The organism is Pseudomonas sp. GM24, assembly GCF_000282235.1.
Taxonomy (GTDB): domain Bacteria; phylum Pseudomonadota; class Gammaproteobacteria; order Pseudomonadales; family Pseudomonadaceae; genus Aquipseudomonas.
Genome location: NZ_AKJR01000177.1, coordinates 19,656 through 32,603 on the forward strand (window position 1 = coordinate 19,656; position 12,948 = coordinate 32,603).

Here is a 12,948-nt window from a genome sequence, read left to right on the forward strand (position 1 = left end):
CGATTAAAGGTGGCCTCCGGCGTAGTGCTAATTAAGTTTTTAGGGAGCCAAAAACTTTAGCAAAATATGGGCGGCTTGGATTCTAGGGAACCGCTTGCAAAGCCGAAATAGCAATTTTTGGTGACGGAGTAGGGTGCATAAAATCAATTGGATTCAGTTGCCTACCTAAAATGTTAATTGCGCCCCGCGTGCAACTCACCGAAGCTATCCTCCATCAGCCCTCCCGCCGTCGAGATGGACCTCTATTCAATGCAAGCCGTCGCCCAACGCCCACTCTGGCACACCTACCTGCTGTTCCTCGCGCCGATGGTGCTGTCCAATTTTCTGCAATCGATGTCGGGCACGGTCAACAGCATCTACATCGGTCAGATGCTCGGCACCCAGGCGTTGGCAGCGGTGTCGGGGATGTTTCCCATCGTGTTCTTCTTTATCGCACTGGTGATCGGCCTCGGCGCGGGCGCCGGGGTGTTGATCGGTCAGGCATGGGGCGCGCGTGAGCCGCACATGGTCAAGGCGATTGCCGGGGCGACGCTGTTGCTCGGGGTGTTGATCGGTCTGGTGGCTGCGGTGCTGGGCAGCGTGTTCGCGCGACAGGCGCTGACCGGGCTGGGCACGCCGGCAGATGTGCTCGACGATGCGGTGGCGTATGCCCATGTGATGATGTGGATCTTGCCGTCGCTGCTGGTGTTTGTGTTGTTCACGCAGCTGTTGCGCGGGGTCAGCGATACGCTGTCGCCATTGCTGGCGCTGATGGTCTCGACCTGCGTCGGGCTGGCCCTGACACCGGCGCTGATTCGCGGCTGGTTCGGCTTGCCGCAACTGGGCATTCAGAGCGCGGCGTATGCGGGGCTGGCCGGTAACCTGGCGGCGATGGCATGGCTGGCGTGGCGCCTTATTCGCAAGGGCCATCCACTGGCGCCGGACCGCGAGTTCTTTGCTGCGTTGCGCCTCGACGGGGTGATTCTCGGCAAGGTGTTGCGCATCGGCCTGCCGACCGGCGTGCAGATGATTGTACTGTCGCTGTCGGAGTTGGTGATTCTGGCGCTGGTCAACCAGCACGGCTCGCAAGCGACGGCGGCGTATGGCGCGGTGACGCAGATCGTCAACTATGTGCAGTTCCCGGCGTTGTCGATTGCAATCACCGCGTCGATCCTCGGTGCACAGGCCATCGGCGCCGGGCGGCTGGAGCGCATGGGGCCGATCCTGCGCACCGGGCTGTTGATCAACGTATGCCTGACCGGCGGCCTGATCGTGCTCGGTTACCTGTTGTCGCACTGGTTGCTGGGACTGTTCCTGACCGAGGATTCGACCCGGGCAATGGCTGAGCATCTGCTGCACATCATGCTGTGGAGCCTGTTGGTCTTTGGCTTCCAGGCCATCATTGGCGGGATCATGCGCGCCAGCGGCACGGTGTTGGTGCCGGTGATCATTGCGATCATTTGCGTGGTCGGTGTGCAGCTGCCAGCGGCGTACTGGCTGGACGGGCAATATGGTTTGCAAGGCGTGTGGATGGCGTTTCCGGTGGCGTATCTGGGCATGCTGGTACTGCAGACCCTGTATTACAAACTGGTCTGGCAGCATCAGAAAATCGAGCGCTTGGTGTAGGCGCTGGCGTATCGGACGGATGTTTGCTTAAGTCAATCGAGTCCCTCGACGGCAAGCCCCGCCTGGAGAATCCGATGTCGATCCGATCGCTGCTGGCTGCCGCGTGTTCGCTGTGCGTCGTCTGTGCCGCGCAGGCAGTCGAATACACGCGGGTCAACACCACCGCCAGCCAGATCAGTTTTACCTACAACCAGATGGGCTCGCCGATGTATGGCACCTTTGGCAAGTTCGAGGCGACACTGGACTTTGATACCGACAACCTCGCCAACGCCCGTACCACGCTGCACATTGACCTCAACAGCATCGATGCCGGCAGCGAAGACGCCAACACCGAGCTGGTGAAACCGGCGTGGTTCGACACTGAAAAATTTCCCGTGGCGGTGTTCGAATCCCGACGTTTCACCCGATTGGCCGAGCGTCGCTATCTGATCGACGGACAACTCACCCTCAAGGGCATTACCCGCGAAGTGCAGGTGCCGGTGGAACTGAAACCGGGCAGCGCCATCGGCATTTTCGACGGTGACCTGATACTCAAGCGCGACGAGTTCGGCCTCGGCGCGGGGGAGTGGGCGGACAGCGTGGTGTCCAAGGACATCGCCATCAAATTCAAAGTGGTGGCGCCACAGCAGTGACGCTCGCCGTTGCAATCAATAGGCCCGCCAGTGCCCCGGCACCCAGCGCCATTGGTTGCCGCCCCAGCGATAGTGCCCGGCAACCCAGTGATAACCCGGTGCCGGCATCACCGGAACCACTTCGACCAGCGGCGGAGGCCGATGCGGACGGGCCGGCTCGACGACGCAACCGGACAACGTAACGGCCACCAGCGTGGCGGCCAGCAGTGCTTTAACGGTTTTCGACATGGTGGTGTTCTCGCAAGAAGTGATGGCTAGGCTGTCGCGCATTCATCGCACCCAATGCCCCTCGACCCAGAACCAGTTTGGCCCGCGTGCCTGCCAGTGCCCGGGTTTCCAGCGCGCGCCGTACCTCACCGGTTGCCAGTGGCCGGGTATCCACACATAACCGCGTCCTTGCCAGCGCCAATGACCTTGATCCCAGACATAACCAGGACGCGCGCCGGGCATCACTTCCATACGCATCGGCGGCGGGGCTTGCTGGACGATCACCACCGGTTGCGCAAACACCGGGGCGCTGCTCAGCGCCGCCAGCGTCAGCGGCACCAGCAGCAGGGTTTTTCGCCATTTGGACAGGGAACGCAAAACGCTCATGACAACTCCTCAAGGCCTGCGTCGAAAAGTGAACGCAGCTGCAGAATTGGATGCCTGATTTGCGAAAGATCCCCTATGCGGCGGATGAATTTTTTTTCAGGGAGGGCGATGCGAGAACGTCAGGATGGCGCCGCAGCAAGACGCCCGGCGCGCGTGATGGTTTTTGCCTGTGAGTCTGGACTCAATAGAACCGGTCTTGCTCTTTCATTGCCTGAATCTGCCAGAACGTTCTGCCCGAGATCAGCAGAAACAGCAACGCGAGCAACACACCACCAGTCATGATGCAGAAGCTCGTTCGGTAGCTCTGCAACTGGCTGGCGATGCAGCTTTTATCGGGCATCCACGGCGACACCAGCAGGGTGATCGGACCATCGACTTCGTACTGGGTATGCTCAACGTAGCGTTCGTCGGCGTGTTGCCCTTCATGGGTCTGGCCTTGAGCATCGGTGTATTGATAGTGAATGACCTTGCCATTGGCGTTCATTGGAATCTGCTCCAATGCCGTGACGCTGCCGCGGTTTTCCACACCGTTGAAACTCAGCGCCCCATAAAGCATGCCCGACTTGTGAGCCATTGCAGCGAGCAGCAGAACTACGCAGCAAGCAACGGTCAGCATGACGATACGGTTATAGAGGTGATCCTTGGCAGCTTCGCGCGGGTAGTACATGGCCGATCCCTGGTGGTGACTTTTGTAGGAGACCGTTACATCGGCGCTCGGAACAGGAACTTTAGACGTCGAGCGGGCCGGTCACGGTATGATGTCGCGGCTCGTCGACCGCAGCGCCGGTCGGCAACGCTTTTTACCGTCGGAGTTCCTCATGCCACGCATCACCCACTACAAAACCCCATGCCCCGAAGGCGTCAACAGCCAGATCCTGCAAATGGTCGTCGATTACCTGACCGACATCAGCGCGGTCGGTCTCGGCCCGAGCAACCTGCTGTACAACGTCTATCAGTACGCGGTCGGCTATGAGGTGCATCTGTATCTGGAAGCGTTGAATGGCGAGAAGGGCACCGACGTCGAGTTGCTGGTCGCCACCGACGAGGATGATCCAGAGCAAGTGATCGGTTTTCTGTTGTACCTGCCGGTGCAGGGCGATTGGGAAGCCTGCAGCGTGGCTTATATGGCCGTGCGCGAAGGGCATCGGCGTCAGGGCGTGGCGCGGGCGCTGATCGGCGAAATGCTCGGGCGTTATCCCCACGCGGAACTGGCCTGCACCGTGGGTAAAGTCCCGTACTTCGAAGCCTTGGGTTTTGAAGTGATCGGTTCACGGGAAACGCAGGTATTGATGAGCACCCGGCATTACCGCAGCAACGGCCTGCGCGGATTTATCGACACCACGCCGATTTACCGGTCGCTGGAAGTCCAGCAGATCCACACCTATCTGCTGCAGAAAAACGGCAAGCGGGCGATGCTCGATGCTGAGAAACAGCGCGATCGACACCTCGATCAGACCACCCGCCACACCGAAGAATTTGTCCGGCAACGCCTGACCGTACACTGACCTCACATCGCTGAAAAAGCCCTTGCTGTGAATGGCGCAGCAAGGGCTTTTTTGTGCGCGTCATTCAGCCGAGTTTGACGTTCATGGTGATCCGCGCCGTGAACACGTGCTTGCCCTCGGTGTCGCGAATATCCACGGTGACGATCTTGTCGCCCTCGCTTTGCCAATCCACACCTTCACCACTGGCCACTGCCGTCACATCGGTTTTCGCCTTGGCCAGGTACTCCACGGTCATGCCTTTGGGGATCCAGCGTGCGCCGCCCGGGATCGATACATCGGTCATCATCCCGGCGGCGAGTTCTGCGGCGTTGCACATGGCAATGGCATGCACGGTGCCGAGGTGATTGGTGATCTCTCGACGGAACGGCACTTGCACCGTCGCCGCATTGGCGCGCAACTCGGTCACCAGCGGGTTGATGGTGCTGAAGTACGGCGCGACCTGGCAGGCCATCTGGCTGAAGGCTTGCGGACCTGCGCTGTTGAACATGCTGAGAAACTGACTCATGGAAACGCCTCGCGAAAAGTGAATTTGCAGAATGATGTTCCGTTACAGAATAATATTCTGTAACGGAACGGTATTCGGTCTGCGGGAAATCTGTCAACCTGTGCGTGTTTTTTCATGGGCACGACGTGTGCCTTTCAATCCGATTTTCAGGCAGTCAGCCGCATGGACACCGCAGATCTACTGGAACGCAGTTACCCCGGCCGTCGCGCCGAACTCAAGCGCGATATCTTTCGCAAGGCGCTGAGCCTGTTCAATGAACAGGGGATCGAGGCCACCACCATCGACATGATTCGCGCCGAGTGCGACACCAGCGTCGGGGCGATCTATCACCATTTCGGTAACAAGGAGGGCTTGGTCGCCGCATTGTTTTTCACCGCGCTGGAGGATCAGGCGCGCCTGCGCGATGCCTATCTGGAGGCTGCGAAAACCACCGAGGAAGGTGTGCAGGCGCTGGTGTTCAGCTACGTCGATTGGGTCGAACGTCAACCGCAGTGGGCGCGCTTCCAGTACCACGCACGATTTGCCGTGACCAAAGGGCCGTTCAAAGACGAACTGACCGAGCGCAACAAGACCCGCAATCTGCGTCTGCGCGACTGGCTGGCCGAATCGGGACGCGCTGCCGAACTCAAGGCGCTGCCCGCCGAACTGTTGCCGTCGTTGATCATTGGTCAGGCCGACAGTTACTGCCGCGCCTGGTTGGCCGGACGAGTGAAGGGCAGCCCGGCGGACTATCGCGAGTTGCTGGCACAAGCGGCCTGGCGCTCGATTTGCGCCGACGCACCGCCGGACTGCTGATTTACGCAGACAAAAAAAGAGCCTCAAAGCTCTTTGATGGGGAGGAAGTGGAGCCCGTGAGGCTCAAGGTGCGCATGAAGCAAGGCACGGGCTTGATTGGGGTTCAGAGCACCCGTGCCTACGCAGTGCTCGAAGAGCGGAGCTACTGCGTGATTCCATCGTAGGAGTGTGCAAGCGGTGGCTCAAGTACCGCCAGTCGCCCGGGCGGCGGCGCGTTCGACCATGGCCAGGAGGGTCGCAAACAGTTCGTCACTGGCCTCTTGCGTGCTGATTTCACCGTTGGCCGCCGCGTGCGACAGCGCTTCGGCGGCGCCGAGCATCGCCCGCAATGCGGCCTGGCTGATCTGCCCGCCGCTGGCGTGCGGCGCCAGATCGCGGCGGCATTTTTCAAGGAAGATCGCCTCGTACTCGCGCTTTATCTTCTCCAGTTCCGGGGTGCTCGCCAGCGCAGCGATGATCCCTGGTATCTCGTTGCCCTGCAGCATCACGCAATCAACGTACGCTGTGGCAATCACCGAAGCGATGCCGGTCAGTGTCGGCTCGCTTTGGGCGACGGCGGCGTCCATCAGCAACGTTTGTCGTGCATCGAAATCCCGATAGAGCGCTGCGAGCAATCCGGAGCGCGTGACGAAATGATCGTACACCACCGGTTTAGTCACCCCGGCCATTTCGGCGAGATAGCCGAGGGTCAGGGCGTCGGTGCCTTCGGCGCGGATGATTTGCCAGCCGACATCGAGCAATTGGCGCAGGCGATCTTCACGGGACAGGCGACGCCGCGGAGCGGGGGGGACGGGTTGGCTGATTTCAGTGGTTGACATCGTTTATATACCAAACGTAACTTACTGTTCGTAACTTACCAAGAGTATATAAGCCTTGGTGAGCAATCACCAACCGGAGAATTGCCATGCACGCCTTGATCGTCGTCGCGCATCACGACCCACGCTCGCTGACCCACAGCGCCGCCGCGCAAATTGCCGAAAGCCTTGTTCAGGCTAACCCGGCCAACACTTTTGAAATCGCCGATCTCTTTGCCGAAGGCTTCGAACCACGTTTCGGCGCGGCCGATTTCGCGGTACATCACCGTGAGTCCGCGCCGCCCGCCGATGTCCTGGCCGAGCAGGCACGCATCGACCGCGCCGATACCTTGGTGCTGGTGTACCCGGTGTACTGGTGGTCGATGCCGGCATTGCTCAAAGGCTGGATTGATCGGGTGTTCAGCAATGGCTGGGCTTTTGATTTCAGTGGTGACCTCAAGCATGTGAAGCTGCTGCAGCGCCTGCGTGTGCACCTAGTCGGCCTCGCCGGCGCGGATGCGCGCACCTATGAACGCCATGGCTATGGCGCGGCGATGAAAGCGCAGATTGAACACGGGATTTTCGATTACTGCGGGGCGACAGTGCTGAGTTCGACGTTGCTGCCGGAATCGGAGTTGCGCGATCCACGGGAGCAGTTGGCGGTTGCAAGGGAACTCGGCAGCCAAATCTTCACATAACCCCTGTAGGAGCTGCCGAAGGCTGCGATCTTTTGATCTTGTCTTTTAAAAGCAAAATCAAAAGATCGCAGCCTTCGGCAACTCCTACAGTGTTTTTACGGTGTCAGCGGGCGCCGGGCCAGCCTGATTTTTCGAGGGCAGCGAGCAGGGTTTCGGCATCCAGTCCCGGCACCGAATGGCCGTTACCCTCGGTGCTGTCGCTGGTCAGCAACGCATTGATGATCGCTTCTTCAACCGCTTCGGTGGCGGCCAGGAACAGCTCGCTGATGTGGTCATTGTTGACCATGCGCAAACCATCGCAGGTCGGCGCGCCTTTGCCTTCGTAGGCCGCGGGCGGCACGTGAGCGTTGCCGGTGGCGAAGGCGATGAAGATGTCGCCACTGTGATCCTCGTTACCGCCGCCGGTGCGCGCCAGGCCCAGGCTCGCGCGTTGCGCCAGACGTGTGCACTGGTGCGGCAACAGCGGCGCATCGGTGGCCAGGCAGACGACGATCGAACCCATGCCCGGATGCGGTAATGAGGCGCGCAAGAACGGCGAATCTTTCTGCTCCATGTAACGTCCGACCGGGTAGCCGTCGACCCGCAACTCACTGCGAATACCGTGGTTGGCCTGTACGATTGCGCCGACAGTCCAGCCGCCCTGAGCACTGCTCAAACGGCGCGACGCGGTGCCGATGCCTCCCTTGAATTCATGGCAGATCATGCCGCTGCCGCCGCCGACGGCGCCTTCCGTGACGGGACCATCCACGGCGGCGAAGAGCGCTTCGGCGACGTGTTCAGGCTGGACGTGAAAACCGTTGATGTCATTGAGCAAGCCGTCAAAGGTTTCCAGCACCACCGGCATGTTCCAGTAGAGGCGACCGTCGTCCGGTTGTTGCTGGCGATCCAGTGCAATCAATGCATCGCGCACCACACCGAGGCTGTGGGTGTTGGTGAACGCAATCGGGCTGGTCAGCAGACCCGCCTCGCGAATCCACTCAAGTCCGGTGGCGTCACCATTACCGTTGAGCACATGCACGCCGGCAAAACACGGTTGCTGATTGGTCGAACCCGGACGCGGTTCGATCAGCGTGACGCCGGTGCAGATGTCGCGTCCGGCACTGCTGCGTCCGCGCACGTTGCTGTGGCCGACGCGCACGCCGGGGACGTCGGTGATGGCATTGAGCGGGCCGGGAGGTAGTTGGCCAATGCGGATGTTGAGGTCACGGGCACGAGGTTTCATTGGTTTCTGTCTCTCTAAAAAATGCCTGGTGAATCACAAAACCTGTAGGAGTGAGCCTGCTCGCGATAGCGGTTTGTCCGGCAAAACAGTGTTATCAGGCAGACCGCTATCGTGAGCAGGCTCGCTCCTACAGGGGGAATGCGTTGTTCTTACTGGCCGTTCTTGACCTTGCTCCACACCCGCGTGCGCACTCGTTCGGTGGCTTTCGGCAGGGGTTCAAGGGTGTACAGCGTGGCCATCGCTGCAGCGGAGGGATACACCGCCGGATTGTCCCGAGTCGCGGCGGCCACCAGCGCTGTCGCCGCGCGATTGCCATTGGGGTACGACAGATGATCACTGACCGGCGCGATCACTTCGGGGCGCAGCAGATAGTCGATAAAGGCCAGACCCTGAGGACGATTCGGCGCGTCCTTGAGCAGTACCAGCGTGTCGAACCACACCGGCGCGCCTTCCTTGGGCAGGCTGTAGGCGATTTTCACGCCGTTGTTGGCTTGCTCGGCATTGGTCTTGGCTTCCAGCATCGCGCCCGACCAACCGACCGCCACACAAATGTTGCCGTTGGACAGGTCGCTGATGAATTTCGACGAGTTGAAGTAAGCGATGTGCGGGCGCAGTTTCAGCAGCAGTGCTTCGGCTTTTTTATAGTCTTCAGGATCGGTGCTGTTCGGTGGCAGACCGAGATAGTGCAGGGCGACCGGCAGCATTTCCGACGGTGAATCGAGCATCGCCACGCCGCATTGGCCGAGTTTGGCGAGGTTGTCTTCGTTGAACACCAGATCCCACGAATCCACCGGCGCTTTGTCGCCGAGCGCCGCGCGCACTTTGTCGACGTTGTAGCCGATGCCGTTGGTGCCCCACAGGTACGGCACCGCGTACTGATTGCCGGGATCGTTGTTGGCCAGTTTCGCCAGCAAGTCGCTGTCGAGATTCTTCCAGCCCGGCAGTTGCTCGCGCGGCAGCGGGGCGAGGGCGCCGGCCTTGATCAGCGTCGGCAGGCTGAAGTTGCTCGCCACCACCACGTCGTAGCCGCTGCGGCTGGTCATCAGTTTGCCTTCAAGGACTTCGGCACTGTCGAAGGTGTCGTAGACCGGCTGGATACCGCTGTCGCGCTGGAAATCGTGCAGGGTGTTCGGGCCGATGTAGTCGTACCAGTTGTAGACATGCACGCTTGGTGCGTCGTCGGCCATGGCAATTGAGCTGGCGCTGAGACCGGCCAGCAGGCCCAGTTTTATGCTGAGGTTGATACAGCCACGGTGACGACGCATGATGCGGCACTCCTGGCCTGTGCAGGCCGGTGATGAACAGGAGTGCTCAGCCTATCGGGCCGGTCACGCCTGACCCATTCCCATCATGGGTTACTCAAAAGGGGTAGTGCGTGGACGCGTTACTGCAGGAACTGCCGGTGCATCAAAGTCTGGCGCGGGTATTCGCCGCTGTTGGCCAAGAGGGTTTCTGGCGCGCGCTGGTCGATACGTTGCGGCTGCTGGTGCCGCTGGACAACGCGCTGGTGGCGCTGATGAAAGCCGGGCAGGCGCCGCAGTTGCTGATCGACTTCGACAGCCAGGGCCGCGCCGACGAGCAGGAAGAACTGGCCAGTTACAGCGCCGGCATGTACCTGCTCGATCCGTTTTACCAGGTCGCATCGACCGGCATTGCCGACGGCTTGCACAGCCTCGCCTCGGTGGCGCCGGACCAGTTTCTGCACAGCGAGTACTACCAGAGCTATTTTCGTTCAGTGGTGGGCGAGGACGAGTTGCAGTTCATGATCAATGTCGAGGGCGGCGTGCTCGGTTTGTCCTTGGGCCGTTCGACGCCGTTCGGCATGGCCGAGCAGGGTCGACTGCTGTGCGTGCGTGACTGGGTGTTGGCGGCGATGCGTCGGCATGTGCAGTTGCTGCCGCCGCAGGGCGCGCTGGCGGAAACGCCGGTCGGTGATCTGGCAACGTTGCTTGATCGTTTCGATGCGCGGCTGACGGTGCGCGAGGTCGATACGGCGCGGCTGATCTTGCAGGGATTCTCCAGCAAGGCGATGGCCCAGCAAATGGGCATCTCGCCGGAGACGGTGAAGGTGCATCGCCGCAATCTGTATCACAAGCTCAATGTCACCGGGCATGGTGAGTTGTTTGCGCTGGTGTTGCGCCCGCCAACTCCCTGATTCACCGCAAAACCTGTGGGAGCTGGCTTGCCAGCGATGGCGGTATGTCGGGCGATGAAGATGTCGACTGCGCCGTCCTCATCGCTGGCAAGCCAGCTCCCACAGGGGGCCGTGGTGTTTGCGCGATGGCGGGGTGTCAGGGGGTGCGCTGGAAGACCAAAGCCTTGAGTCCGCTTTCAGGATCAATGTCCGGAAACTCCGGCGGATTCTGTAGCCGCTCTACAAAACGCAGACTCGGCGCTTCCTGCGTCACGCCATCAATCAGAAAGTCCGAACCGAACGCCGGGTCATTCATGCACGCCAGTACCGTGCCCTGCGCGGTGAGCAATTCCGGCAAACGGCGCAGCACGCGCTGGTAATCCTTGGTCAGCAGGAAACTGCCTTTCTGGAACGACGGCGGATCGATGATCACCAGATCATACGGGCCGCTGTTGATCACCTTGCCCCAGGACTTGAACAGGTCGTGGCCGAGGAAACTGACTTTGCTCAGGTCATGGCCGTTCAAGCGATGGTTGTCGCGGCCACGGCTCAGCGCGGCGCGGGACATGTCCAGGTTGACCACATGGCTCGCGCCACCCTCGATGGCGGCCACGGAAAAACCGCAGGTGTAGGCAAACAGGTTGAGCACGCGTTTGCCGCTGGCCTGTTCGCGCACCCAGTTGCGCCCGTAACGCATGTCGAGAAACAGCCCGGTGTTTTGCTTGCGGCCCAGGTCGACGCGGTATTGCAAGCCGCCCTCGACGATGCTCATTTCGTCGATCTCATCACCCAGCAGCCATTCGGCAGTGCTCTGCGGCAAGTAGCGATGCTGGATCAGCAAGGTGTGCGCGCCAGACTGTTTCCATTCGGCGGAACCGGTGAGCTCCAGCAGCAACGCCTTGAGATTGTCCAGTTGCTCAGGCTCCGGTTCCTTGAACAGCGACACCAGCACCACGCCTTGCAGCCAGTCCACGGTCAACTGCTCCAGCCCGGCCCAGCAGCGTCCGCGCCCGTGGAACAGGCGACGGGTTTCGCTCGGTGCTGCAGCGAGGGCCGGCAGCAGATGGGCGTGGAGAATGGCGAGGGCTTCAGGGTTCATCAGTCAGGATCGGCAAGCAAAAGGGCCGGCATTTTAACCACAAATACGCCGTCGCGAACGATTGCCTGCGACGGGCAAAAATGGCCTTTCACAAAAGACCTGTATCAAAAATGAATTTCTGCAGAGCCCGCTGCTCATACCAGTTAAGCAGCGGATTCAAGCCGCTAAATCGTTAATGCAATTCAGGGAGTGCAGTTCCATGTGCCCAACACCGACGGCGAGCGCGCACCTTCCTGACGGATTGATTCTGGTGGTTGAGGACGATCCGTTGATTCTGGAGTTTCTCTGCGAAATTCTTCAGGAGGAAGGTTTCAAGGTCGAGCCGCAGACCAGTGCCGACGCCGCATCACTTTACCTTGAGCAAAACGCCCCGAACGTGGCGTTGCTGCTGACTGACATCACCATGCCCGGCACCCTTAATGGCGCGGATCTGGCCAACCTGGTCGGCGACCGCTGGCCGGACAAACCGGTGATGGTCATGTCCGGTTATGAAACGCCCGAGACCTCCGGGGTCAAGTATCCGGTGGCGTTCATCAAAAAGCCGTGGGCCATTGGGCAGTTGCTCGACTGCGTCGACAGCGCCTTCAAATCCAAGGCACCGCGCCTGCACTGACACGCTGGGTGAATCGGCCGGGCAAGTGCTACATTGCCCGCCCGGTCTTTTGCCAGAGGATGTGAACCTTTGTCTGCTCACGATGCTGTATTCGATCGCGCGTTCGGCGCGTTTCTGTTCGACATGGACGGCACTGTCCTCAACTCCATTGCCGCCGCCGAGCGGATCTGGTCAGCCTGGGCCGTGCGCCATGGCGTCGATGTGGAGACCTTTTTGCCGACCATTCATGGCGTGCGCGCCATCGATACCATCACCCGTCTGAACCTGCCGGGGGTGGATGCTGATGCCCAAGCGGCGTTCATTACCGAGGCGGAAATCGGAGACGTTGAAGGCATTGTCGAGATTCCCGGCGCGGCGAAGTTTCTCAACAGCCTGCCCAAAGATCGCTGGGCGATGGTGACCTCGGCGCCACGGGATCTGGCCTTGCGGCGCATGGCGGCGGCGGGGATTCCAGAGCCTGCGGTGATGATCACCGCTGAAGATGTGAAGGCGGGTAAGCCCGACCCGGCCGGCTATTTACTGGCGGCCAAACGACTGGGCCTGGAGCCGCATGATTGCCTGATCTTTGAAGACGCCACCGTCGGTATTCAGGCTGCCGAAGCGGCCGGTGCACCGCTGATGATCATCACCACGACGCATCAGCATCCGCTGGAAACGGCCCATGCGACGTTGGCCAGTTATGCTGCGGTGCAGGTCAAGGTCGACAACGACGGCAAACTTCACCTGCAAAAAAACTGACACAACACAGTCCC

Annotated in this window: 16 protein-coding genes; 8 read left to right on the forward strand and 8 right to left on the reverse strand. The window is 60.5% G+C overall.

Annotated features, from left to right (window positions below; genetic code table 11):
• Positions 1–249: 249 nt before the first annotated feature.
• Positions 250–1,605, forward strand: coding sequence for an MATE family efflux transporter (locus tag PMI23_RS19410; RefSeq protein WP_007908144.1), 1,356 nt, complete (start codon positions 250–252; stop codon positions 1,603–1,605).
• Positions 1,606–1,679: 74 nt separating this feature from the next.
• Positions 1,680–2,237, forward strand: coding sequence for a YceI family protein (locus tag PMI23_RS19415; protein WP_007908146.1), 558 nt, complete (start codon positions 1,680–1,682; stop codon positions 2,235–2,237).
• A 15-nt stretch (positions 2,238–2,252) separates the two neighbouring features.
• Here the strand turns inward: PMI23_RS19415 and PMI23_RS19420 are convergent, their stop codons facing one another.
• From PMI23_RS19420 to PMI23_RS19430, 3 genes are all read right to left on the reverse strand, one after another.
• On the reverse strand, positions 2,253–2,465 hold the full coding sequence (locus tag PMI23_RS19420; protein ID WP_007908149.1) for a YXWGXW repeat-containing protein: 213 nt from the start codon (positions 2,463–2,465) through the stop codon (positions 2,253–2,255).
• A gap of 42 nt (positions 2,466–2,507) precedes the next feature.
• On the reverse strand, positions 2,508–2,831 hold the full coding sequence (locus PMI23_RS19425; protein WP_007908150.1) for a YXWGXW repeat-containing protein: 324 nt from the start codon (positions 2,829–2,831) through the stop codon (positions 2,508–2,510).
• 181 nt (positions 2,832–3,012) lie between these two features.
• Entirely contained in the window at positions 3,013–3,498 is a 486-nt protein-coding gene (locus PMI23_RS19430) for a DUF3592 domain-containing protein (protein WP_007908152.1), read from the reverse strand.
• Positions 3,499–3,649: 151 nt separating this feature from the next.
• Here PMI23_RS19430 and PMI23_RS19435 point away from each other — a divergent pair, with 151 nt between their 5' ends.
• Positions 3,650–4,336 carry a GNAT family N-acetyltransferase gene (locus tag PMI23_RS19435; protein WP_007908154.1) on the forward strand — a complete coding sequence of 229 codons (687 nt, stop codon included), beginning with the start codon at positions 3,650–3,652 and terminating at the stop codon, positions 4,334–4,336.
• A 64-nt stretch (positions 4,337–4,400) separates the two neighbouring features.
• Here the strand turns inward: PMI23_RS19435 and PMI23_RS19440 are convergent, their stop codons facing one another.
• The gene (locus tag PMI23_RS19440; protein WP_007908162.1) at positions 4,401–4,841 is read right to left on the reverse strand and encodes a hotdog fold domain-containing protein; all 441 of its coding nucleotides are present in this window, start codon (positions 4,839–4,841) and stop codon (positions 4,401–4,403) included.
• Between the two features lie 162 nt (positions 4,842–5,003).
• Between PMI23_RS19440 and PMI23_RS19445 the strand changes: the two genes are divergently transcribed.
• A complete protein-coding gene (locus tag PMI23_RS19445; protein ID WP_007908165.1) occupies positions 5,004–5,636 on the forward strand; it encodes a TetR/AcrR family transcriptional regulator in 633 nt (210 codons plus the stop codon).
• A gap of 182 nt (positions 5,637–5,818) precedes the next feature.
• Here PMI23_RS19445 and PMI23_RS19450 read toward each other — a convergent pair whose 3' ends face one another.
• Positions 5,819–6,454, reverse strand: a complete 636-nt coding sequence (locus tag PMI23_RS19450) for a TetR/AcrR family transcriptional regulator (protein WP_007908166.1) — start codon at positions 6,452–6,454, stop codon at positions 5,819–5,821.
• 86 nt (positions 6,455–6,540) lie between these two features.
• On the opposite strand from PMI23_RS19450, the gene PMI23_RS19455 reads away from it, so the two are divergent.
• Positions 6,541–7,128 (forward strand): NAD(P)H-dependent oxidoreductase, encoded by a 588-nt coding sequence (locus tag PMI23_RS19455; protein ID WP_007908167.1) that lies wholly within the window; start codon positions 6,541–6,543, stop codon positions 7,126–7,128.
• A 103-nt stretch (positions 7,129–7,231) separates the two neighbouring features.
• On the opposite strand, the gene PMI23_RS19460 is transcribed toward PMI23_RS19455, so the two are convergent.
• Positions 7,232–8,350 carry a DmpA family aminopeptidase gene (locus tag PMI23_RS19460; RefSeq protein WP_007908168.1) on the reverse strand — a complete coding sequence of 373 codons (1,119 nt, stop codon included), beginning with the start codon at positions 8,348–8,350 and terminating at the stop codon, positions 7,232–7,234.
• A gap of 149 nt (positions 8,351–8,499) precedes the next feature.
• The gene (locus PMI23_RS19465) at positions 8,500–9,615 is read right to left on the reverse strand and encodes a polyamine ABC transporter substrate-binding protein (protein WP_007908169.1); all 1,116 of its coding nucleotides are present in this window, start codon (positions 9,613–9,615) and stop codon (positions 8,500–8,502) included.
• Between the two features lie 110 nt (positions 9,616–9,725).
• Here PMI23_RS19465 and PMI23_RS19470 point away from each other — a divergent pair, with 110 nt between their 5' ends.
• Positions 9,726–10,505: a helix-turn-helix transcriptional regulator gene (locus PMI23_RS19470; protein ID WP_007908170.1), complete on the forward strand. Its 780-nt coding sequence runs from the start codon at positions 9,726–9,728 to the stop codon at positions 10,503–10,505.
• A gap of 136 nt (positions 10,506–10,641) precedes the next feature.
• Here the strand turns inward: PMI23_RS19470 and PMI23_RS19475 are convergent, their stop codons facing one another.
• Positions 10,642–11,583, reverse strand: a complete 942-nt coding sequence (locus PMI23_RS19475) for a class I SAM-dependent methyltransferase (protein WP_007914982.1) — start codon at positions 11,581–11,583, stop codon at positions 10,642–10,644.
• 199 nt (positions 11,584–11,782) lie between these two features.
• Between PMI23_RS19475 and PMI23_RS19480 the strand changes: the two genes are divergently transcribed.
• The gene (locus PMI23_RS19480; RefSeq protein ID WP_007914984.1) at positions 11,783–12,196 is read left to right on the forward strand and encodes a response regulator; all 414 of its coding nucleotides are present in this window, start codon (positions 11,783–11,785) and stop codon (positions 12,194–12,196) included.
• 69 nt (positions 12,197–12,265) lie between these two features.
• Positions 12,266–12,934 carry an HAD family hydrolase gene (locus PMI23_RS19485; protein ID WP_007914986.1) on the forward strand — a complete coding sequence of 223 codons (669 nt, stop codon included), beginning with the start codon at positions 12,266–12,268 and terminating at the stop codon, positions 12,932–12,934.
• The last annotated feature ends 14 nt before the right edge of the window (positions 12,935–12,948 follow it).

Excerpts from the sequence above, each read along its gene's own strand:
- PMI23_RS19410 (WP_007908144.1), top strand. The coding sequence starts at position 250 with ATGCAAGCCGTCGCCCAACGCCCACTCTGGCACACCTACCTGCTGTTC.
- PMI23_RS19415 (WP_007908146.1), top strand. The coding sequence starts at position 1,680 with ATGTCGATCCGATCGCTGCTGGCTGCCGCGTGTTCGCTGTGCGTCGTC.
- PMI23_RS19420 (WP_007908149.1), bottom strand. The coding sequence starts at position 2,465 with ATGTCGAAAACCGTTAAAGCACTGCTGGCCGCCACGCTGGTGGCCGTT.
- PMI23_RS19425 (WP_007908150.1), bottom strand. The coding sequence starts at position 2,831 with ATGAGCGTTTTGCGTTCCCTGTCCAAATGGCGAAAAACCCTGCTGCTG.
- PMI23_RS19430 (WP_007908152.1), bottom strand. The coding sequence starts at position 3,498 with ATGTACTACCCGCGCGAAGCTGCCAAGGATCACCTCTATAACCGTATC.
- PMI23_RS19435 (WP_007908154.1), top strand. The coding sequence starts at position 3,650 with ATGCCACGCATCACCCACTACAAAACCCCATGCCCCGAAGGCGTCAAC.
- PMI23_RS19440 (WP_007908162.1), bottom strand. The coding sequence starts at position 4,841 with ATGAGTCAGTTTCTCAGCATGTTCAACAGCGCAGGTCCGCAAGCCTTC.
- PMI23_RS19445 (WP_007908165.1), top strand. The coding sequence starts at position 5,004 with ATGGACACCGCAGATCTACTGGAACGCAGTTACCCCGGCCGTCGCGCC.
- PMI23_RS19450 (WP_007908166.1), bottom strand. The coding sequence starts at position 6,454 with ATGTCAACCACTGAAATCAGCCAACCCGTCCCCCCCGCTCCGCGGCGT.
- PMI23_RS19455 (WP_007908167.1), top strand. The coding sequence starts at position 6,541 with ATGCACGCCTTGATCGTCGTCGCGCATCACGACCCACGCTCGCTGACC.
- PMI23_RS19460 (WP_007908168.1), bottom strand. The coding sequence starts at position 8,350 with ATGAAACCTCGTGCCCGTGACCTCAACATCCGCATTGGCCAACTACCT.
- PMI23_RS19465 (WP_007908169.1), bottom strand. The coding sequence starts at position 9,615 with ATGCGTCGTCACCGTGGCTGTATCAACCTCAGCATAAAACTGGGCCTG.
- PMI23_RS19475 (WP_007914982.1), bottom strand. The coding sequence starts at position 11,583 with ATGAACCCTGAAGCCCTCGCCATTCTCCACGCCCATCTGCTGCCGGCC.
- PMI23_RS19480 (WP_007914984.1), top strand. The coding sequence starts at position 11,783 with ATGTGCCCAACACCGACGGCGAGCGCGCACCTTCCTGACGGATTGATT.